Annotated in this window: 20 protein-coding genes; all 20 read left to right on the top strand. The window is 67.6% G+C overall.

Annotated features, from left to right (window positions below; all coding sequences use genetic code 11):
* The first annotated feature begins 1 nt into the window (after window position 1).
* The 20 genes from R5H19_RS06245 (at window position 2) to nuoL (ending at window position 21,123) form a co-directional block, all read left to right on the top strand.
* On the top strand, window positions 2–1,351 hold the full coding sequence (locus R5H19_RS06245) for an aminodeoxychorismate synthase component I (RefSeq protein ID WP_318158081.1): 1,350 nt from the start codon (window positions 2–4) through the stop codon (window positions 1,349–1,351).
* Complete coding sequence (pabC, locus tag R5H19_RS06250; RefSeq protein WP_318158082.1) at window positions 1,348–2,175, top strand: aminodeoxychorismate lyase; 828 nt, start codon at window positions 1,348–1,350, stop codon at window positions 2,173–2,175. Before R5H19_RS06245 ends, pabC begins: the two co-directional genes overlap by 4 nt.
* Window positions 2,172–3,209: an endolytic transglycosylase MltG gene (gene mltG / locus R5H19_RS06255; protein ID WP_318158083.1), complete on the top strand. Its 1,038-nt coding sequence runs from the start codon at window positions 2,172–2,174 to the stop codon at window positions 3,207–3,209. The genes pabC and mltG overlap by 4 nt, the downstream gene beginning before the upstream one ends.
* On the top strand, window positions 3,206–3,847 hold the full coding sequence (gene tmk / locus R5H19_RS06260; RefSeq protein ID WP_318158084.1) for a dTMP kinase: 642 nt from the start codon (window positions 3,206–3,208) through the stop codon (window positions 3,845–3,847). Before mltG ends, tmk begins: the two co-directional genes overlap by 4 nt.
* The gene (gene holB, locus R5H19_RS06265) at window positions 3,847–4,782 is read left to right on the top strand and encodes a DNA polymerase III subunit delta' (protein ID WP_318158166.1); all 936 of its coding nucleotides are present in this window, start codon (window positions 3,847–3,849) and stop codon (window positions 4,780–4,782) included. Before tmk ends, holB begins: the two co-directional genes overlap by 1 nt.
* Entirely contained in the window at window positions 4,779–5,747 is a 969-nt protein-coding gene (locus R5H19_RS06270) for a PIG-L family deacetylase (RefSeq protein WP_318158085.1), read from the top strand. The genes holB and R5H19_RS06270 overlap by 4 nt, the downstream gene beginning before the upstream one ends.
* A gap of 170 nt (window positions 5,748–5,917) precedes the next feature.
* Window positions 5,918–8,725, top strand: coding sequence for an EAL domain-containing protein (locus tag R5H19_RS06275; protein WP_318158086.1), 2,808 nt, complete (start codon window positions 5,918–5,920; stop codon window positions 8,723–8,725).
* Between the two features lie 109 nt (window positions 8,726–8,834).
* Window positions 8,835–9,188 carry a PilZ domain-containing protein gene (locus R5H19_RS06280; protein WP_318158087.1) on the top strand — a complete coding sequence of 118 codons (354 nt, stop codon included), beginning with the start codon at window positions 8,835–8,837 and terminating at the stop codon, window positions 9,186–9,188.
* A 270-nt stretch (window positions 9,189–9,458) separates the two neighbouring features.
* Complete coding sequence (locus tag R5H19_RS06285) at window positions 9,459–9,815, top strand: NADH-quinone oxidoreductase subunit A (protein WP_318158088.1); 357 nt, start codon at window positions 9,459–9,461, stop codon at window positions 9,813–9,815.
* Window positions 9,806–10,363: an NADH-quinone oxidoreductase subunit B gene (locus tag R5H19_RS06290; RefSeq protein ID WP_108471354.1), complete on the top strand. Its 558-nt coding sequence runs from the start codon at window positions 9,806–9,808 to the stop codon at window positions 10,361–10,363. The genes R5H19_RS06285 and R5H19_RS06290 overlap by 10 nt, the downstream gene beginning before the upstream one ends.
* A 25-nt stretch (window positions 10,364–10,388) precedes the next feature.
* Window positions 10,389–11,123, top strand: coding sequence for an NADH-quinone oxidoreductase subunit C (locus R5H19_RS06295; protein ID WP_318158089.1), 735 nt, complete (start codon window positions 10,389–10,391; stop codon window positions 11,121–11,123).
* Between the two features lie 26 nt (window positions 11,124–11,149).
* A complete protein-coding gene (locus tag R5H19_RS06300; protein WP_318158167.1) occupies window positions 11,150–12,379 on the top strand; it encodes an NADH-quinone oxidoreductase subunit D in 1,230 nt (409 codons plus the stop codon).
* A gap of 21 nt (window positions 12,380–12,400) precedes the next feature.
* Window positions 12,401–12,970 (top strand): NADH-quinone oxidoreductase subunit NuoE, encoded by a 570-nt coding sequence (gene nuoE / locus R5H19_RS06305; protein WP_318158090.1) that lies wholly within the window; start codon window positions 12,401–12,403, stop codon window positions 12,968–12,970.
* Window positions 12,970–14,280, top strand: coding sequence for an NADH-quinone oxidoreductase subunit NuoF (nuoF, locus tag R5H19_RS06310; protein ID WP_318158091.1), 1,311 nt, complete (start codon window positions 12,970–12,972; stop codon window positions 14,278–14,280). Before nuoE ends, nuoF begins: the two co-directional genes overlap by 1 nt.
* Window positions 14,277–16,601, top strand: a complete 2,325-nt coding sequence (gene nuoG / locus R5H19_RS06315) for an NADH-quinone oxidoreductase subunit NuoG (protein WP_318158092.1) — start codon at window positions 14,277–14,279, stop codon at window positions 16,599–16,601. Before nuoF ends, nuoG begins: the two co-directional genes overlap by 4 nt.
* A gap of 5 nt (window positions 16,602–16,606) precedes the next feature.
* Window positions 16,607–17,635, top strand: a complete 1,029-nt coding sequence (gene nuoH / locus R5H19_RS06320; RefSeq protein WP_318158093.1) for an NADH-quinone oxidoreductase subunit NuoH — start codon at window positions 16,607–16,609, stop codon at window positions 17,633–17,635.
* An 8-nt stretch (window positions 17,636–17,643) separates the two neighbouring features.
* On the top strand, window positions 17,644–18,135 hold the full coding sequence (gene nuoI / locus R5H19_RS06325) for an NADH-quinone oxidoreductase subunit NuoI (RefSeq protein ID WP_318158094.1): 492 nt from the start codon (window positions 17,644–17,646) through the stop codon (window positions 18,133–18,135).
* 9 nt (window positions 18,136–18,144) lie between these two features.
* The gene (locus R5H19_RS06330; RefSeq protein ID WP_318158095.1) at window positions 18,145–18,789 is read left to right on the top strand and encodes an NADH-quinone oxidoreductase subunit J; all 645 of its coding nucleotides are present in this window, start codon (window positions 18,145–18,147) and stop codon (window positions 18,787–18,789) included.
* The gene (gene nuoK, locus R5H19_RS06335) at window positions 18,786–19,091 is read left to right on the top strand and encodes an NADH-quinone oxidoreductase subunit NuoK (protein WP_318158096.1); all 306 of its coding nucleotides are present in this window, start codon (window positions 18,786–18,788) and stop codon (window positions 19,089–19,091) included. Before R5H19_RS06330 ends, nuoK begins: the two co-directional genes overlap by 4 nt.
* A gap of 4 nt (window positions 19,092–19,095) precedes the next feature.
* Entirely contained in the window at window positions 19,096–21,123 is a 2,028-nt protein-coding gene (nuoL, locus tag R5H19_RS06340; RefSeq protein ID WP_318158097.1) for an NADH-quinone oxidoreductase subunit L, read from the top strand.
* Window positions 21,124–21,130: the final 7 nt, after the last annotated feature.

A 21,130-nucleotide genomic window follows, 5' to 3' on the forward strand; every position in this document is an offset into this window, starting at 1 on the left:
CGTGAACTGCCATCGCCGCATCCTGGGCGGTCGGCGCGATCTGCTCGCGCCGGCCGCGTCCTTTGCGCAGCGTTATCCCTGCCTGCTCGAAAGCGTGGTGCACGGCACCGCGCAGTCGCGCTACGACATCCTGTTCGCCTTCCCGCGCGGACGGCTGGCCCTGCACGCCGATGGCCGCCTGCACGATGACACGGGCGTCGCGCACGAAGGGCGTTTCCTCGATGCGCTGGACGCCGCCTGGCGGACCGAACGCGTACCAGCGCAGGACGACGGGCTGCCGTTCCACGGCGGCTGGGTGCTGCTGCTGGCCTACGAACTGGCCGGCGAAATCGAGCCGACGCTAAGGCTGCGGCCGCCGGCGACGCTGCCGCTGGCGCTGGCCGTGCGCTGCCCGGCCGCGGCGATCGTCGACCACGTGCGCGGCTGCACGATCCTGGTCGCCGAGACCGGCTGCGAACATCTGCTCGATATCCTGGAAGCCGATCTCGCGGCCATGCCGCCGCTTCCGTCGCTGGCCGCCCCGATCGCGTGGGAAGAGGACGCGCCACGACAATTCCTCGATGGCGTGGCGCGCATCCACGAGCACCTGCATGCCGGCGACATCTTCCAGGTGAACCTGTCGCGCGCCTGGCGCGCGCGTTATGCGCAGCCGCCAGCGCCGGCAGCGCTGTACGCGGCGTTGCGCCGGGCCAATCCGGCGCCGTTTGCCGGCTTGCTGCAGCAGCCGGGCTGGGCGGTGGCGAGCTCCTCGCCGGAGCGGCTGGTCGAAGTGCGCGGCGGCGTGGCACAGACCCGGCCGATCGCCGGAACGCGCCCGCGCCTGCCCGGCGACGATGACGCGGCGCGCATCCGCGAGCTGGGCGCACACCCGAAGGAACGCGCCGAGCACGTGATGCTGATCGACCTGGAGCGCAACGATCTCGGCCGCATCTGCGTGCCGGGTACGGTCGAGGTCGATGAACTGATGGCGGTGGAGAGTTACGCCCACGTTCACCACATCGTCTCCAATGTACGCGGGCGCCTGCGTGCCGGGGCGACGCCCGGCGAGGTGATCGCCGCCACCTTCCCGGGCGGCACCATCACCGGCTGCCCGAAGGTGCGCTGCATGGAAATCATCGCCGCACTGGAACACGCGCCGCGCGGCGCGTACACCGGTGCGCTTGGCTATCTCGATCGCAGCGGCGAGCTCGACCTGAACATCCTGATCCGCACCCTGACCCTGGTCGGCAATGAAGTGAGCCTGCGCGCGGGCGCCGGCATCGTGGCCGACTCGGTCGCGGCCAGCGAACTGGACGAGACCCGCGCCAAGGCGCGCGGCCTGCTGCGCGCGCTGGGAGTGCCGGAGGGATGACCGGGCGCCTGCTGGTCGACGGCGCGCCGGCGGCGCAGGTGTCGGCACTGGACCGTGGCCTGGCCTACGGCGACGGCCTGTTCGAGAGCATCCGCTTCGTCGGCGCCACCGCGCCGTTGTGGCCACGGCACATGCAACGGCTGCTTGATGGTTGCGCGCGCCTGCGGATACCGGCACCCGACCCGGCACAGCTGTGGCGCGAGGCGCTGGAAGTCAGCCGCGGCATGGCGGCATCGGTGCTACGCATCACCATCACCCGCGGCCTGGGTGAGCGCGGCTATGGTTTGCCGGCTTCGCCGCGGCCGACGCGGGTGGTGGCCGCGTTCGTGCCGCCATCGGTTGCTGGCGAGGTCTATGCGCAAGGCGTGCGCATGCGTGTGTGCAACATCCGCCTGGCGGAGCAGCCACTGCTGGCCGGCATCAAGCACCTGAATCGGCTGGAGCAAGTGCTCGCGCGCGCCGAATGGAGCGATCCGGCGGTTGCCGAAGGCGTGCTGCTCGATAGCCACGGGCGGGTGATTTCGGCGACCATGGCCAATCTGTTTGCATTGGTCGAGGGCACATGGCTGACGCCGGCGCTGGATCGCTGCGGCGTGGCCGGCGTGGCCCGCGCCGAAGTGCTGGCGGCCTGCCCGCAGATGCGGGTCGGCGAGCTGACACTGGCCGAGCTGCGCGGCGCCGACGAGGTGTTCCTCAGTTCGAGCGTGCGCGGCATTGTGCCGGTACGCTCGCTGGATGACTGCGACTATGCGCCGGGCGCGATGAGCCGACACATGCAGCAGCATTGGCGGGAGCTGGGTTTTTCGATGGAGCAGGGCGGATGAGCGACAAACCGACGCGCAGGCGCGCATGGCCACGGCTGCTGGTGCTGATCGTGCTGCTGGCGACGGCGGGCGCGCTGGTCTACGGCTGGAACGACTACGTCCGCTTCGGCAACGCGCCGCTGCACGTGGCGGCGCAGGGCGACAGCATCGACGTCGGTCGCGGCAGCAGTTTCAAGGGCATCGTCGGCGAATTGCGCCAGCGCGGATTCAGCACCGCCAATCCGTGGTACTGGCGGCTGCTGGCCGAGCAGATGCATGTGGCAGGCAAGCTGCATGCCGGCGAATACGCGCTCGAGCCCGGCATCACGCCGCGCCGACTGCTGGCGAACATGGCCGCCGGCCGGGTGCTGCAGCGCAATTTCACCATCGTCGACGGCTGGACCTTCGCCGAGCTGCGCCAGGCGCTGAACCGTGCCGACAAGCTCGAACACGCCACCCAGGCACTGGACGATGCCGCGATCATGCAGAGGATCGGCGCCGGCGGCGAAGCACCGGAAGGCCGCTTCCTGCCCGAGACCTATGCCTACGTGAAGGGCGACAGCGATCTGGACATCCTCCGGCGCGCGCACGCCGCGATGGTGAAGACGCTCGACGAACTGTGGGCGGCGCGCGCGCCGGACCTGCCGCTGGCCACGCCGTACGAGGCGCTGATCCTGGCTTCGATCGTGGAGAAGGAAACCGGCATTCCGGCGGAACGCGCACAGATTGCCGGCGTGTTCGTGCGGCGCCTCGAAAGCCACATGCTGCTGCAGACCGACCCCAGCGTGATCTACGGCATGGGCGCGAACTATGCCGGCAACATCCGCAAGAGCGACCTCACCACCGACACGCCGTACAACACCTATACCCGCCCCGGCCTGCCGCCGACGCCGATCGCGCTGCCCGGCAAGCCGGCGCTGACGGCGGCGCTGCATCCGGCCGACGGCGACACGCTGTACTTCGTGGCGCGCGGCGACGGCGGCCACGTGTTCTCGCGCACGCTGGAGGAACACAATCGCAACGTCGACTGCTACCAGCGGAAGCGTTGCCGATGACGACCCGGCGCGGAAAGTTCATCAGCCTCGAGGGCGGCGAGGGCGCCGGCAAGAGCACTCTGCTGGCCGGCTTGCGCGAGTACATCGGGCAACGCGGCATCGCGCTGGTGCAGACGCGCGAACCCGGCGGCACCGTCGTGGGCGAGGCAGTGCGCGCCATCGTGCTGGATCCGGCCCAGCGCGGGCTGGCTGCCGAGACCGAACTGCTGCTGATGTTCGCCTCGCGCGCGCAACTGGTGCGCGAGGTGATCGAGCCGGCGCTGGCCGCCGGGCAATGGGTACTGTGCGACCGTTTCGCCGACGCCAGTTACGCCTACCAGGGCAGCGGCCGCGGCCAGCCGGCGGCGCGCATCGCGGAATTGGAGCGCTGGGCCTGTGCCGGCGTGAAACCTGACCTGACCCTGCTGCTCGACCTGCCGGTGGCGACCGGTCGGGCCCGCGCCGCCGGTCGTGGCGATGCCGACCGCATCGAAGTCGAGGCGGATGCGTTCTTCGAGCGGGTACGCGCCGGCTATCGCGAACGCGCCGCGGCCGAACCGCAGCGTTTCCGGGTGATCGACGCCAGCCAGCCGCCTGCCGCCGTCCTGCAGGCCGCGACGCAGGCGCTGGCGGCATGGCTTGGAGAAACGCCGGCATGATGCGCGAACTGCCCTGGCATGCCCAACACTGGGCACGGCTGCAGGCGCGCCGGCAGCGCGATGCGTTGCCGCACGCCCTGCTGCTGTGCGGAGCCGCCGGCCTGGGCAAGCGCGCGTTCGCGCAGCGCTTCGTGCGAGGCCTGCTATGCGCCGAGCCGGTGGACGGCGATGCCTGCGGGCATTGCCGCAGTTGCCTGCTGCTCGCCGCCGGCTCGCACCCGGATGTGGTCACGCTGGGCTTCGGCTTGCGCAAGGACGGCGTGCAGCGCAGCGAGATCGTGGTCGACCAGATCCGCGAACTGTCGGCGCGGCTGGCCATGGCGAGCCAGTTCGGCGGCTGGCAGGTTGCCAGCATCGACCCGGCCGACGCGATGAATCCCGCCGCCGCCAATGCGCTGCTGAAGACGCTGGAGGAACCGGCCGCGCAGACCATGCTGATCCTGCTGGCCGATGCGCCGTGGCGCCTGCCGCAGACCATCCGCAGCCGCTGCCAGCGGATCGAGTTCCAGCTGCCCGCCAGCGACGACGCCCTGGCCTGGCTGCAGGCCGAAGGCGTGCGCGATGCGGCGGCTGCGCTCGCCGCGGCTGGCGGCAATCCCGGCCTGGCCAGGGCCTGGGCCGGAGAGGGGGCACTGGAACGCCGGCAGGAAGTGCGCAAGGACCTGGCCGCGCTGGCGGCTGGCCGTGGCCAGCCGACCGAAGTGGTCAAACGCTGGCTGGACAGCGAGCCGGCGCAGCGGCTGTGGTTTGCCGCGCAGGCCAGTGCCGACGAGATCAAGGCGCGCTTGACCGCTGCTCACGGGCCGCTGGCCAGCGCGATGGACGTCGAGGCGCTGGGCCACTGGTACGACGCGGCCAACCGGACTCGCGAGAGCCTGCGCGGCCCGCTGCGCGCCGACCTGCTGTTGCTGGAACTGCTGGCGCAGTGGCGATGAGCACGGCGGACGGGTTGCCGGCGTTTTCCGCGCTGACCCGCTTGCTGGTGGTGGCGCCGCATCCGGATGACGAAACCATCGCGACCGGCCTGTTGATCCAGCAGGTGCGGGCGGCCGGCGGCGAGGTACGGATCCTGTTGCTGACCGAAGGTGACAACAACCCGTGGCCGCAACGCTGGCTGGAACGGCGGCTGAGCATCCGCGCCGCCGACCGGCGGCGCTGGGGGCTGCGTCGCCGCGCGGAGATGGCGCAGGCGCTGGCGTGCCTGGGCGTGCCGGCGCAAGCGCTGCAGCCGCTGGGCTGGCCCGATCTCGGTGTTACCGACGCGCTGCTGCGGGCGGGCCACGCTTCGGTGTCGGCGTTGGCCGCGGCGATCGATGAGTTCAATCCCAGCCTGGTGGTGGCCCCGGCCCTGGCCGACTGCCACCCCGATCACGCCGCGGCACACGTGCTGGTGCGCCTGGCGCTGACGGCGCGGGGCGATCCGCCGTTGCTGCTGAATTACCTGGTGCATGGCCACGGCGAAGATGACGCTGCCGGCGAGGTGCGCGGCACGGCGAGGCAGCTGGCATGCAAGCGTGCTGCGCTTGCCGCCCATCGCAGCCAGATGGCGTTGAGCAGCAGGCGCATGCTGCGCCTGGCCGACCGGCCCGAGCGCCATGCCGGGCTGCCGCCGCCGCTGACCGCGTTGCCGTGGCTGCCGCCCTTCTGGCTGCAGCCATGGCTGCGGCTCAGCGTGGTCGGCCCGGCGGGCGCCCGCAGTTGGCGCTGGCGTGATGCGCCGCTGCAACGCGACCGGGCCGGCCGGTTCCATCTGGCGGTGCCGGCCGAGGCCGGTGGAGAACCATGTTTCGTGCACTTGGCGCTGACTTTGCGCTCGCCATGGATCTTCGACCACTGGGGCTGGTGCGAATTGTCCGGCCTTGCCGGCAACCCTGGCCCGGCTCTTGCGCGGGCCGTTTGACAGGGCTAGTTTCGCGCCAGGGGAATGGCTGCGGCATGGCCTGTCATCGCGTTTCGGTCGGTAGCGTCCGGCTGCCCTCGCTGATCCACTGTTTGTCTGAATCAGGGCAATAGCGACCGAGTCCGTCCATCTGTCTGGCCACGGGAATGCACACACCGGATCAGAACTCGATGCAGGTCGATGTTGGGGCGACGCCGGCGTCCGGCGAGAGTTTCTATGCCGCGTTGTCCGAGATCGGCCAGCTCCTGATGTGTTCGCTGGAGCCACCGCTGCTGTACGAGGCGGTGATTGAGGTGCTCGAGCGGCGGATCGGGGCGCGGCTGGTGATGGTGGGGGAGCTGGACCACGACAGCGGGCAGTGGCGGCGCATCGCGCCGGCGCGGGTGGCGCCCGGCATGGCCGACATCTACCCCGAGCAGATCCCATTCTCCGTGGCCAAACCGGCGTTCTGGCGGGGCGAGCCGCAGCTGGAAGCCGACGTGCGCCATGTCGCGGGCCTGGAGATGCTCCGCCCCGCCTATGCGCGGCATGGCGTGCACGCCGTGGTCGCCGTGCCGGTGCTGAAGTTCGGCGAGGTGTGCGCGGCGCTGGTGATACGTGCCGCGCAGGCCGGTTTTTTCTCGGCACGGATGGTCGAGCTGCTGCAGCAGGCGGCGGCCAACATCGGCCTGGGGCTGGAGGCGCACGCACAGCGCGTGCGGCTGCTGCAGTCGGTGCAGGACGAGGCGCGCCAACGCCGCACGCTGAGGTTGCTCAGCGAGATGGTGAAACTGGTGACCCACAGCGCCGACGAGTCGACGCTGCTGGCCGACGCCTGCCGCGTGGCGCGAAGCATCGGCGGCTATCGGGCGGCCTGGGTCGGCCTGTTCGAGGAAGGCGCTCCCGCGGTCCTGCAGCTGCGGGCACAGGAGGGTCTGGCCGACGATGCGGCGGATTCCCTGGTCATGCCTGCCGGCGCCGCGCTTGCCGGCGATGCGGTGGCGCGTGCGCTGTCGACTGGCGAGGTCCAGGTGGGCCTGCCGACGGAGACGCCCGGCGTACGTTCGCTGCTGGCGTTGCCGTTGCGGGTGGGCGGGGCGGTCGCGGGCTGCTTCGTCATTGGCGCCGACCGGGCCGATGCGTTCGGTGCCGTCGAAACCCGTGTTTTTGCCGAAATGGCGGTCGAGCTGGGCCTTGGCATCCAGATGCAGCGCGCGCAGGCATCCCGACTGGCGGCAGAGCGGGACCTGCGCTTCAGCCTGCAGTATTTCCGCACCATCCTGTCCCAGCAGCACGCCGGCATCGTGGTGATATCCGAAGACCGGCGGGTGAGTTTCATCAACGAGGCGTTCTGTGCGCTGTTCGGCCTGCCCGAGATGCCGGCGGAACTGGAAGGCCAGCCGGCGGAAACGTTCTACGCGCGCTTGCAGCAGGCTTACGAGGATCCCGGGTACGAGTCGCGCAGGATCGAGCAGATCCTGGCCCGGAACGAGCCGGTCAAGGGCGACGAGGTGGCCATGAAGGACGGGCGCACCTTCCTGCGCGATTTCATCCCGATCCGGATCGACGGCGTGCCGCAGGGGCGGCTTTGGCATCAGCGCGACATCACCGGACAGAAGATGCACGAGGCGCGGGTCGAACGGCTGGCCTTCTACGATGTGGTCACCGGCCTGCCGAACCGGCGGCTGCTGTTCGAGCTGCTGGAACAGGCACGCGCGCGGGCTGCCGAGCAAGGCACGCTGCTGGCGGTCGGCGTGCTCGACCTGGACCGTTTCAAGAGCGTCAACGACACGGTCGGCCACGGCGGCGGCGATTGCGTGCTGGCGGAGGCCTCGGCGCGGATCCTGGGCATGCTGCGCGAGGCCGACGTGCTGGCCCGTTTCGGCGGCGACGAATTCGCTCTGGTGATCGCCGGTCTGGATAGCCGCGAGCAGCTCGACGTGATCAGCCGCTGCATCCTGCAGGCGCTGCGGGCGCCGTTCGGCCTGATGGGCGAGCAGCTGTACCTGTCCGCCAGCGTGGGCTGGACCCTGTTCCCGCTGGACGAGTCGGACGCGGAAGGCCTGGTGCGGCATGCCGACCTGGCGATGTACGCGGCCAAGGAGGAAGGCAAGGACCGCGGCTCGCTGTACGAACCGGTGATGGAACTGGAGCAACTGCGGCTGCAGGCGATGCGCGAGCGGATCGCGCAGGCGCTGCAGCGCTCGCACCTGCAACTGCTGTTCCAGCCGATCGTCTACATCGATGGCCTGCCGGGCCTGCACGGCGTGGCCGGCATGGAGGCGTTGCTGCGTCTGGGCGACACCGACGAGCTGATCGAGCCGGCGAAGTTCATGCACGTGCTGGACGACCCCCAACTGGCCCGGCCGATCGGCCGCTACGTGCTGGACGAGGCGCTGCGCTGCTGCCAGTCGTGGATGCGCTCGGGCATCTCGATTCCGGTCTCGATCAACATCAGTACCCGCCATCTGCTGCACCCGGCGTTCTTCATCGACATCGACGCGGTGCTGGAGAATTACCCGGGCGTGATGGACGTCGGCTTCGGCATCGAGGTGACCGAAACCGGCCCGTCGATGGACCACGCCCGCGCCAAGGTCGTCATCGAGGAGTGCCGCCGGCGCGGCATCCGCGTGGGCCTGGACGACTTCGGCACCGGCAGCGCCTCGCTGAGCCACATCCAGAAGCTCGACATCGAACACATCAAGCTCGACCAGAGCTTCGTGCGCGACATCCTCGACGACGAGCGCAACATGGCGATCGCGGCGGGGGTGATCACCACCGCGCGCATGCTGGCCAAGACGGTGATCGCCGAAGGCGTCGAGACGGCGGAGCAGGGCGACCTGCTGGCTTCGCTGGGGTGCCACCAATTGCAGGGTTTCTCGATCTCACGGCCGATGCCGGCCGAGGCGGTGCCGGGGTGGGTAGCCGGCTGGGTTCCGCCGGCGTCATGGGGCAGTCTCGTCAACGAGCGTCAGTCGCTGCTGGCCGGCAGTGGATGAAGCCCCGCCGTGGGGCGCGTCAGGCGGCGCGGGCTAGGCGAAGACGTCGCGCAGGCTCTAAGATCCGGGTCATCGACCGGGCGGTTCGAACGTCCGGCAGGAGCCAAGCATGAAACCCATGGCCGCTCGTCAGGGCATCATTTCGCTGAAGATCAAGGATGCGACCTCGCTGTACAACGCCTACATGCCGTTCCTCAAGCATGGCGGCCTGTTCGCGGCGACGGCGCAGCCCTACGCGCTGGGCGACGAGGTCGTGCTGCTGGTGACCCTGGCCGAGGAGACCGAGCGCCTGTCGGTGGTCGGCAAGGTGGTGTGGATCAGCCCGGTCGGCGCGCAGGGCAACCGTACCGCCGGCATCGGCATCCATTTCAACGAATCGGGCGAAGCCGAGGCCGCCCGCAACCGGATCGAGAACATCCTGGCCGGCACGCTGAACTCCGAGCGCCCCACGCACACCATGTGACGCGATGCCGCGCGGCGTCACGAATCCATGGCGATAGTCCGCACGCGGCCGGTCGTCAAGGCTTGTTGTACCCCTGCGCACTGATACAATGGAGAGATTCGCGAATTCCCCTCGCGAAATGTCGGACGCGCGCGGCTGCATGGCCTGCGGGCGGGGCTGCCAGCCCATGGCCACACCGGCCTGCCGAATCGAAGTCGCCGGACCGTGGGTTGCCGAGCTCCCCCTCTCACGGTCACTGATGCGCCCCTTGGCGCGGAGGTAAGTTGCATCGTGCTTGCCGAATACTGGCCCGTCCTGTTGTTCATCGGCGTCGCCTCCGGGCTTGGCCTGGTGCTGCTGGCCATCGGCCTGCTGGCCGGCCCGCGCCGCCCCGAGGCCGAAAAGCTCTCGCCCTACGAGTGCGGTTTCGAGGCGTTCGAAGATGCCCGCATGCGCTTCGACGTGCGCTACTACCTGCTCGCCATCCTGTTCATCATCTTCGACCTGGAAATCGCCTTCCTTTTCCCGTGGGCGGTGGTGTTCCAGCAGATCGGCATGATTGCGCTGATCGAGATGGGGCTGTTCCTGCTGCTGCTGGTCATCGGCTTTGCCTACGTGTGGAAGAAGGGAGCACTCGAATGGGAGTGATCGATTCCGTCAGCCGGGTGATGCACAACCCGGAGCCGCTGAACCTGGTCGACGACATCCTGCGGCCGGCCGGCGACAACCCGGTGGTGCAGCGCGGTTTCGCCACCACCAGCATCGACGCGTTGATGAACTGGGCGCGCACCGGCTCGATGTGGCCGATGACCTTCGGCCTGGCCTGCTGCGCGGTGGAGATGATGCACGCCGGCATGTCGCGCCTGGACCTGGACCGCTACGGCGTGATCTTCCGTCCCAGCCCGCGCCAGTCCGACGTGATGATCGTGGCCGGCACCCTGGTCAACAAGATGGCCCCGGCGCTGCGCAAGGTGTACGACCAGATGCCCGAGCCGAAGTGGGTGATCTCGATGGGCAGCTGCGCCAACGGCGGCGGCTACTACCACTATTCCTACTCCGTGGTGCGCGGCTGCGATCGCATCGTGCCGGTGGACATCTACGTGCCGGGCTGCCCGCCCACGGCCGAGGCGCTGATCCACGGCATCCTGCAGTTGCAGAAGAAGATCCGCCGCACCAGCACCATCGCGCGTTCTTGAACGGCACATTCTGAAGGCGCAGTCCATGACCGACATCCAAAAGACCTCGCTGGCCGGGCAGCTCGCTGCGCGATTCGGCGACATGCTGGCCATCACCACGGTACGCAACGAGACCGTTGCCGAGCTGGCCGCCGCCGACCTGGTCGCGGTGGCCACCGCGCTGCGCGACGAGCCGGCGTTCCGTTTCAGCGAGCTGATCGACCTGTGCGGCATCGACTATCTCGGCTACGGCCAGATCGAGTGGGACACCGAGACCGTTTCCAGCACCGGCTTCTCGCGCGGCGTGGAAGGGCAGGCGCAGGGGCGCTTCGACTGGGCCGGTCGCCCGCGCGGCAACGGCGAGAACCGGCCGCGCCGGTTCGCTGCGGTGATCCAGCTGCTCTCGATCGAACACAACCGCCGCCTGCGCCTGCGCGTGTTCTGCGAGGACGACAGCCTGCCGCTGATACCGTCGCTGACCGCGGTGTGGCCCGGCGTGAACTGGTTCGAGCGCGAGGCATTCGACCTGTACGGCATCATCTTCGATGGCCACCCTGACTTGCGCCGCATCCTCACCGACTACGGTTTCGTCGGCCATCCGTTCCGCAAGGATTTCCCGCTGATCGGCAACGTCGAGGTGCGTTACGACCCCGAGCAGAAGCGGGTCATCTATGAACCGGTGTCGATCGAGCCGCGCGTGCTGGTGCCGCGCACCATCCGCGACGACGCCGACCTGATGCAGGCCAAGGCCGAAGCCGCCGACGACTGGCAGAGGAACTGAGCGTGCAAGAGATCCGCAACTACACGATGAATTTCGGCCCGCAGCATCCGGCCGCGCACGGCGTGCTTCGCCTGGTGCTGGAAATGGATGGCGAGACCATCGTCCGCGCCGATCCGCACGTGGGCCTGCTGCATCGCGGCACCGAGAAGCTGGCCGAGTCCAAGCCGTTCAACCAGTCGATCGGCTACATGGACCGGCTCGACTACGTGTCGATGATGTGCAACGAGCACGCCTACGTGCGCGCGATCGAGACCCTGCTGGGGATCGAGGCACCGGAGCGGGCGCAGTACATCCGCACCATGTTCGACGAGATCACCCGCATCCTGAACCACCTGATGTGGATCGGCTCGAACGCGCTCGACTTGGGCGCGATGGCGGTGATCCTGTACGCGTTCCGCGAGCGCGAGGAACTGATGGACGTCTACGAGGCGGTGTCGGGTGCGCGCATGCACGCCACGTACTACCGCCCGGGCGGCGTCTACCGCGACCTGCCGGCGCAGATGTCGAAGTACCGCGAGTCGCCGTGGCACAAGGGCAACGACCTGAAGCGTCTGAACAGCTGGCGCGAAGGCTCGATGCTCGACTACCTCGACGCATTCACCACCGATTTCCCGACCAAGGTGGACGAGTACGAAGAACTGCTCACCACCAACCGCATCTGGAAGCAACGTACCGTCGGCATCGGCGTGGTCTCGCCCGAGCAGGCCCAGGCCTGGGGCATGACCGGCGCGATGCTGCGTGGCTCGGGCGTCGAGTGGGACCTGCGCAAGAAGCAGCCGTACGCGAAGTACGCCGAGATGGATTTCGACATTCCGGTCGGCGTCAACGGCGACTGCTACGACCGCTACCTGGTGCGCGTGGAAGAGATGCGCCAGTCGAACCGCATCATCCGGCAGTGCGTGGAATGGCTGCGTGCCAATCCGGGCCCGGTGATGGTGAAGAACTTCAAGGTGGCGCCGCCGTCGCGGGTCGAGATGAAGCAGGACATGGAAGCGCTCATCCACCACTTCAAGCTGTTCACCGAGGGCTACTGCGTGCCGGCCGGCGAAACCTACTGCGCGGTCGAGGCGCCGAAGGGCGAGTTCGGTTGCTACCTGGTTTCCGACGGCGCCAACAAGCCGTTCCGGGTGCACCTGCGTGCGCCGGGTTTTGCCCACCTGTCATCCATGGACACCATCGTGCGCGGCCACATGCTCGCCGACGTGGTGGCCATGATCGGTACCTACGACCTCGTGTTCGGCGAAGTGGACCGCTGAGCCGGCACGACGGAGAAACGCATGAAAGCCACTGGACATTACGAGCAGGTCAGGAACGTCGATCCCCTCGTCGTACTCACCGAGCGCACCCGCCAGCACATCGACCACTGGGTGGCCAAGTTTCCGCCCGACCGCAAGCGCTCGGCGCTGATCCAGGCGCTGTTCGGCGCGCAGGAACAGAACAAGGGCTTCCTTACCGACGAGCTGATCGCCGCCGTGGCGAAGTACCTCGAGCTGCCGGCGATCTGGGCCTACGAGGTGGCCAGTTTCTACTCGATGCTGGAGACCAAGCCGGTCGGCCGCAACAACGTGGCGATCTGCACCAACATCTCCTGCTGGCTCAACGGCGCCGACGGCCTGGTGCGGCACTGCGAGAAGAAGCTGGGCATCAAGCTTGGCGAGAGCACGCCGGACGGTCGCGTCTACCTGAAGAAGGAAGAGGAGTGCATCGCGGCCTGCGTCTACGCGCCGGCGATGACGGTCAACGGCCACTATCACGAACGCCTGACTATCGAGAAGCTCGACGAGATCCTCGACGGCCTGAGCATGGACGGCCCGGACCACTCCCATGACGCCGAGGGGAAGCACTGATGGCCGTCGGACCCGCCCCGCAGGAACACCAGGTCGTCTACACCACGCTGCATTTCGACACGCCGTGGTCGATGGACAGCTACGAGAAGGTCGATGGTTACAAGGCGTGGAGGAAGATTCTCGCCGAGAAGCCCGATCCGGCCTCGCTGATCGACGAGATCAAGAAGAGCAGTCTGCGCGGTCGCGGCGGCGCGGGCTTTCCCACCGGCCTGAAGTGGTCCTTCATGCCGAAGGGCGACATGCAGAAGTACATCCTGTGCAACTCGGACGAGTCCGAGCCGGGCACGTCCAAGGACCGCGACATCCTGCGCTACAACCCGCACTCGGTGATCGAGGGCCTGGCCATCGCGTGCTACTGCACCGGTTCCACCGTGGCCTACAACTACCTGCGCGGCGAGTTCCACCACGAGCCGTTCGAGCATTTCGAGTCCGCGCTGAAGGAAGCCTACGCGGCGGGCCTGCTGGGCAAGGACATCGGCGGCAGCGGCATCGACGTGGACATCTACGCCGCGCTCGGCGCCGGCGCCTACATCTGCGGCGAGGAAACCGCGCTGATGGAGTCGCTGGAAGGCAAGAAGGGCTGGCCACGTTTCAAGCCGCCGTTCCCGGCCAACTTCGGCCTGTACGGCAAGCCGACCACGATCAACAACACCGAGACCTACGCCTCGGTGCCGGCGATCCTGCGCAACGGCGCCGACTGGTTCCTGAACCTGGGCAAGCCCAACAACGGCGGCCCGAAGATCTTCTCGGTGTCCGGCCACGTCAACCGCCCCGGCAACTACGAGATCCGCCTGGGCACGCCGTTCGCGGAACTGCTGGAGATGGCCGGTGGCGTGCGCAACGGGCACAGGATCAAGGCGGTGATCCCGGGCGGCTCCTCGATGCCGGTGCTGCCGGGCGAGGTGATGATGGGCCTCTCCATGGATTACGACGCGATCCAGAAGGCTGGTTCGGGCCTGGGTTCGGGCGCGGTGATCGTGATGGACGAGACCACCTGCATGGTGCGCGCCTGCGAGCGCATCAGCCAGTTCTATCACATGGAATCCTGCGGCCAGTGCACGCCGTGCCGTGAAGGCACCGGCTGGATGCACCGCGTGCTCACCCGCATCGTCGCCGGCAAGGGCGTGCCCGACGACCTGCATCGGCTGAAGACGGTGGCCGGCCAGATCGAGGGCCATACCATCTGCGCCTTCGGCGAGGCCGCGGCGTGGCCCGTGCAGGGTTTCCTGCGCCACTACTGGAACGAATTCGAATACTTCGTCGAGCACGGCCGCTCCATGGTCGACGACAAGCTTGGAGCCGCCGCATGAGCGCGCAGCCAACCCAGAACACCGCACCGAACCTCGTCAACATCGAGGTCGACGGCAAGCCGATCCAGGTGCCCAAGGGCTCGATGATCATCGAGGCCACCGACAAGGCCGGCATTCCGATTCCGCGTTTCTGCTACCACCGCAAGCTGCCGGTCGCGGCGAGCTGCCGGCAGTGCCTGGTCGAGGTGGAGATGGGCGGCCGCCCGATGCCCAAGCCGCAGCCGGCCTGCGCCACGCCGGTGGCCGAAGGCATGAAGGTGCTCACCCGTTCGGACAAGGCGTTGCACGCGCAGCGCAACGTGATGGAGTTCCTGCTCATCAACCACCCGCTGGACTGCCCGATCTGCGACCAGGGCGGCGAGTGCGAACTGCAGGACATGGCGCTGGGCTACGGCCGCAGCGTGTCGCGCTTCACCGAGCGCAAGCGCACCGTTGCCGACGAGGACATCGGCCCGCTGGTGGCCACCGAGATGACGCGTTGCATCCACTGCACGCGTTGCGTGCGCTTCATCAGCGAGATTGCCGGCACCTACGAATTCGGCAGCATGGATCGCGGCGACCGCCACGTGATCGGCACGTACATCGGCAAGAACGTCGAAAGCGAGCTGTCCGGCAACATCATCGACGTCTGTCCGGTGGGCGCGCTTACCAACAAGCCGTTCCAGTTCAAGGCGCGCGCCTGGGAGCTGGTCGCCAGGCCGTCGATCGCCTACCACGACGCGCTGGGCTCGAACCTGTGGCTGCATACCCGCCGCGGCGAGGTGCTGCGCACGGTGCCGCGCGACAACGAGGCGGTCAACGAGTGCTGGCTGTCCGACCGTGACCGCTACAGCCACCAGGGCATGTACGCCGCCGACCGCATCGGCGTGCCGGAAGTGAAGCGCAACGGCCAGTGGCAGGCGACCACCTGGGAGGACGCCCTGGAATACGCCGGCGCGGCCCTGAAGAAGTCGCCCGGCAGCGAGCTCGGCATCCTGGTACATCCGGCCACCTCGAACGAGGAGGGCGATCTGCTGATGCGGCTGGCCCGTGGCCTGGGCAGCGCGCACGTCGACCATCGCCTGCGCCAGCTCGATTTCGCCGACAACGCCGTGGCGCAGCCGTTCGGCTTGCCGGTGGCGGAGGTCGAGCAGGTCAGGGCGGCCTTGCTGGTCGGCTCCGACCTGCGTCACGAGGTGCCGCTGCTGAATCATCGCCTGCACCAGGCGACCAAGAAGGGCGCGAAGGTCTACGCGGTCAATCCCGCGCATTTCGATTTCAACTACAAGCTGGCCGGTGAGGCGGTCGTGGCGCCGCAGGCCATGGTCGATGCCCTGCTGGCGCTGGCCGGGGCCGCCGTGGCCGCCGGCGCGAGCGCACCGGCGGCGTTGGCCGAGGCGATCGCGGCGGCACGTCACGACCAGGGCGACCGTGATGCGATCGCCGCGTTGAAGTCGGGCAAGGCGGTGGTGATCCTCGGCGAGGCCGCAGTGACCCATCCGCAGGCGTCCTGGCTGCGCGCGCTCGCCCGCTTCATTGCCGAAGCCACCGGCGCCGGTTGCGACGAGCTGCCGGTCGGCGCGAATGCCGTGGGCCTGGCGCAACTCGGCCTGGTGCCGGGCAACGGCGGGCTGGATGCGCAGGCGATGCTGGCGCAACCGCGCAAGAGCTACCTGCTGTATGGCGTCGAACCGCCACACGATTTCGCCGACGGCGGTGCGGCGCTGAAGGCGCTGCGCGGCGCGGACCAGGTGGTGGCGTTCAGCGCCTACGCCAGCGCCGCGTTGCGCGAAGTGGCCGACGTGATCCTGCCGATCGCGTTGCTGCCGGAGATCGACGCGACCCTGGTCAACGTCGATGGACTGGCCCAGGGCGTGGCGGCCGGCGCGAAGGCGACGGGTCAGGCTCGGCCGGGCTGGAAGGTCCTGCGTGCACTGGGCGGCGCCCTGCAACTGGCCGGCTTCGAATTCGACGACCTCGCCGGTCTGCGCGAAGGCATCGTCGAGCGCGCGGTGACGCCGCGCAGCGGCCTGGCCGCACGTGCCGCCGCCGGCCTGACCCGATTGGCTACCTGGCCGATCTATCGTGCCGACGCGGTGTTGCGTCGTGCCACGGCACTCAACGCACATCCGCTCAATCGCGCCCCGGCGGTGCGTCTGAACGCGGAAGAGGCGCAGCGGCTCGGCCTTGCCCCCGCTGGCCAGGTACGCGTCGCCGACACGCTGCTGCCGCTGGTGATCGATGCGGCGGTGCCTGTCGGTACGGCGTGGATCGAGGCCGCGCAGGATCTTACCGCCACGCTGCCGCCGTATGGCGCGTCCATCACCCTGAGCAAGGCTTAAAGCAGATGCTTGATCAACTCATCCATCAGCTCGTCGTGCCGGTCCTCTACATCCTGGCGATCGTGTTGCCGCTGGTGCTGGCGGTGGCGATGTTCGTGTACTGGGAGCGCAAGGTCCTGGGCTGGATGCACGTGCGCATGGGACCGAACAAGATCGGCCCGTGGGGTCTGCTGCAGGCCTTCGCCGACGTGGTCAAGTTGCTGGTCAAGGAAGTGATCCTGCCGACCAAGGCGAACCGCTTCCTGTACTACCTGGCGCCGATGATCGCACTGATCCCCGCGCTGGCGGTGTGGGCGGTGGTGCCGTTCAGCAGCACGATGGTGCTGTCGAACGCCAATGCCGGCGTGCTGTACCTGCTGGCGATGACCTCGATGGGCGTGTACGGCATCATCATCGCCGGCTGGGCGTCCAACTCGCGCTATGCGCTGCTCGGCGCGATGCGCTCGGCGGCGCAGGTGATCTCCTACGAGCTGGCGATGGGTCTGTGCCTGGTCTGCGTGCTGGTGCTGGCCGGTTCGCTGAACCTCACCGAGATCGTCAACGCCCAGGCCGGCAGCAAGGGCATCCTCGACTGGTTCTGGCTGCCGCTGCTGCCGGTGTTCGTGATCTATTTCATTTCCGGTGTGGCCGAGACCAACCGTGCGCCGTTCGACATGGCCGAGGGCGAGTCGGAGATCGTGGCCGGCTTCCACGTGGAGTATTCAGGCTCGGCGTTCGCGCTGTTCTTCCTGGCCGAATACGCGAACATGATCCTGATCAGTTTCCTCGCCGCGGTGCTGTTCATGGGTGGCTGGCTGTCGCCGTTCCCGGCCTCGTGGGGCTTCGTCGGCCAGGGCGGTTTCCCCTGGCTGCTGATCAAGGCCTTCCTGTTCTCGTTCCTGTTCCTGTGGTTCCGCGCCACCTTCCCGCGTTATCGCTATGACCAGATCATGCGACTGGGCTGGAAAGTGTTCATTCCCATCGCCATCGCATGGGTTTTCGTGGCTGGCCTGCTGAAGTACTACGGCGTGGTCAGCATTGGCACGGGGGCTTGAGGCATCCGATGAATCGCATTACCGCCTATTTCAAGAGTCTGCTGCTGATCGAGCTGGTCCAGGGCATGGGCGTGACCCTGCGCTACCTGTTCAAGCCGAAGTACACGATGCGCTACCCGATGGAGCACATTCCGAAGTCGAACCGCTTCCGCGGCCTGCACGCGCTGCGCCGCTATGCCAACGGCGAGGAGCGCTGCATCGCCTGCAAGCTGTGCGAGGCGGTGTGCCCGGCGCTGGCGATCACCATCGACTCGGCGCCGCGCGAGAGCGACGGCCAGCGCCGCACCACGCGCTACGAGATCGACCTGTTCAAATGCATCTTCTGCGGCTTCTGCGAAGAGAGCTGCCCGGTCGATTCGATCGTCGAGACCTCGATCCACGAATACCACTTCGAACATCGCGGCGAGAACGTGGTGAACAAGCAGCAGCTGCTGGCCATCGGTGACCGCTTCGAACAGCAGATCGCCGCCGACCGTGCGCAGGATGCGGCGTACCGCTGAGACCTTTCGATGAATCCCCAACTGTTTCAACTCATCTGTTTCTACGCCTTCAGCTTCGTCACCGTGGCCGCAGCGCTGTCGGTGATCACGCTGAAGAACACCGTGCACGCGGTGCTGGCGCTGGTGCTCACCTTCTTCAGCGCGGCCTGCCTGTGGATGCTGCTCGAAGCCGAGTTCCTGGCGCTGGCGCTGGTGGTGGTCTACGTCGGCGCTGTGATGGTGCTGTTCCTGTTCGTGGTGATGATGCTCGACATTGACCAGGAGAAAATGCGCGAGGGCTTCGTGAAGTTCCTGCCGGTCGGCCTGATCGTGGCCGCGGTGATGCTGGTGGAAATGCTCGGCCTGATCGGCGTGCGTGCGATGCAGGCGCAGGTGATGGGTGCCGATCCTGCCATCGCTGCAGGCATGTCCAACATCGAGTGGCTCGGACACGCGCTGTACACGACGTTCCTGCTGCCGTTCGAGATCGCCGCGCTGATCCTTACCGTGGGCATCGTGGCGGCGGTGGCGCTGACCCTGCGCGAGCGCCGTGCCAATCGCTACGAGCCGGCCAGCCGGCAGGTCAAGGTCGATCCGCGCAACCGTGTCCGCGTCGTGAAGATGGCCGCCGTCCGTCCCGATGAGCCGACCGCCCCACAGGAGCCGCAGCCATGATCTCGCTCGCGCACTACATCGTGCTCGGTGCGGTGCTGTTCTGCATCGCCGTCGCCGGCCTGTTCATCAACCGCAAGAACGTGATCGTGCTGCTGATGTCGCTCGAGTTGATGCTGCTCGCCGTGAACATGAATTTCGTGGCGTTCTCGCGTTTCCTCGGCGACGTTTCGGGGCAGGTGTTCGTGTTCTTCATCCTCACCGTGGCCGCGGCGGAAGCCGCCATCGGCCTGGCGATCCTGGTGCTGCTGTTCCGCACGCGCAGCACGATCAACATCGCCGACATCGACAGCATGAAGGGCTGATCACATGGGTCTCTCCACCTCCATCCTGCTGACGATAGTGCTGGCGCCGCTGGCGGGCTGTGTGCTGGCCGGTTTCCTGGGCAAGTTCCTGGGCCGCGTCGGTTCGCACAGCGTCACCATCCTCGGCGTGGCCGTGTCGTGCGCGCTGTCGTTCCTCGTGCTGTACCAGCTCACTGCGGGCGGCATGCCCGAGTACAACCAGAACATCTACACCTGGTTCCAGATCGGTCCGTTCAACGCCAGCATCGGCTTCATGGTCGACCGCCTGACCGCGCTGATGCTGGTGGTGGTGAGCTTCGTGTCGCTGCTGGTGCACGTCTACACCATCGGCTACATGGCCGACGACGACGGCTACACGCGCTTCTTCAGCTACATCTCGCTGTTCACCTTCTCCATGTTCATGCTGGTCATGAGCAACAACTTCCTGCAGCTGTTCTTCGGCTGGGAGGCGGTGGGCCTGGTGTCGTACCTGCTGATCGGCTTCTGGTACAAGCGGCCGACGGCGATCTTCGCGAATCTGAAGGCGTTCCTGGTCAACCGCGTGGGCGACTTCGGCTTCCTGCTCGGCATCGCGGCGGTGCTGTACTTCCTCGGCACGCTGGACTACGCCACCGCGTTCAATGGCGCGTCCGGCCTGGCCGGACAGCACCTGCAGATCACCGCGAACACGCAGTGGGACGCGGCCACCGTGATCTGCATCCTGTTGTTCGTCGGTGCCATGGGCAAGTCGGCACAGGTGCCGCTGCACGTGTGGCTGCCCGACTCGATGGAAGGCCCGACGCCGATCTCCGCGCTGATCCACGCGGCCACGATGGTGACCGCAGGCATCTTCATGGTGGCGCGCATGTCGCCGCTGTTCGAGATGTCCTCCACCGCATTGAGCTTCGTGCTGGTGATGGGCGCGACCACCGCGCTGTTCACCGGCCTGATCGGCATCGTGCAGAACGACATCAAGCGGGTGATCGCGTACTCCACGCTGTCGCAGTTGGGCTACATGACGGTGGCGCTGGGCGTGTCGATGTACTCCGGCGCGGTGTTCCACCTGATGACCCATGCGTTCTTCAAGGCGCTGCTGTTCCTCGGTGCCGGCTCGGTGATCATCGCGATGCACCACGAGCAGGACATGCGCTACATGGGTGGCCTGCGCAAGTACATGCCGGTCACCTGGATCACCATGTGGATCGGCTCGCTGGCGCTGGTGGCGGTGCCGTTCACCTCAGGTTTCTACTCGAAGGACGCGATCATCGAGGCGGTCGGCCTGTCGCACCGTTGGGGTGCGCATTACGCCTATTTCTGCGTGATGGTCGGCGCGTTGGTGACGGGCCTGTACACGTTCCGCCAGATGTACCTGACCTTCCACGGCAAGGAGCGCTTCACCGTGGTCGCTTCACATGGCCACGACGGTCACGGCCATCACGAGCCAGGCGTGCTGGCACATGCGCCGAAGGAATCGCCGTGGGTGGTGACGCTGCCGCTGGTGCTGCTGGCGATCCCGTCGCTGCTGGTCGGCTTCTTCACCGTCGGCCCCACGCTATTCGGCAACTGGTTCGGCGCTGCGGTCCACGTGAACGAGGCCAACGACGTGCTGGCCGAGCTGGGCCAGGATTTCCACGGCGCGGCGGCGATGGCGCTGCACGGGCTCACCCAGTTGCCGTTCCTGCTGGTGGTGATCGCGTTTGTGGTCTGCACCTACATCTACCTGTTCAACCCGGCACTGGCCGACCGCATCAAGTCCGCGCTGAAGCCGTTGTGGACGGTGCTTGACCGCAAGTACTGGGTCGACGACGTGTATTACGCGCTGTTCGCCCGCGGCAGCGTGCTGCTCGGCCGCGCCTTCTGGAAGGCCAGCGAGAAGGCGGTGATCGACGACGCGATGGTCAACGGCTCGGTGAGCCTGGTGCATCGCGTCGCCGCCGCCATGCGCCGCCTGCAGTCGGGCTACCTCTATCACTATGCCTTCGCGATGATTCTCGGCCTGATCCTGCTGCTTGGCGGGTACTGGCTGATCGGGTCCGGGCTGGCCGGGCACTAAGGGAAAC

Source organism: Rhodanobacter sp. KK11 (assembly GCF_033345435.1).
GTDB lineage: Bacteria > Pseudomonadota > Gammaproteobacteria > Xanthomonadales > Rhodanobacteraceae > Rhodanobacter.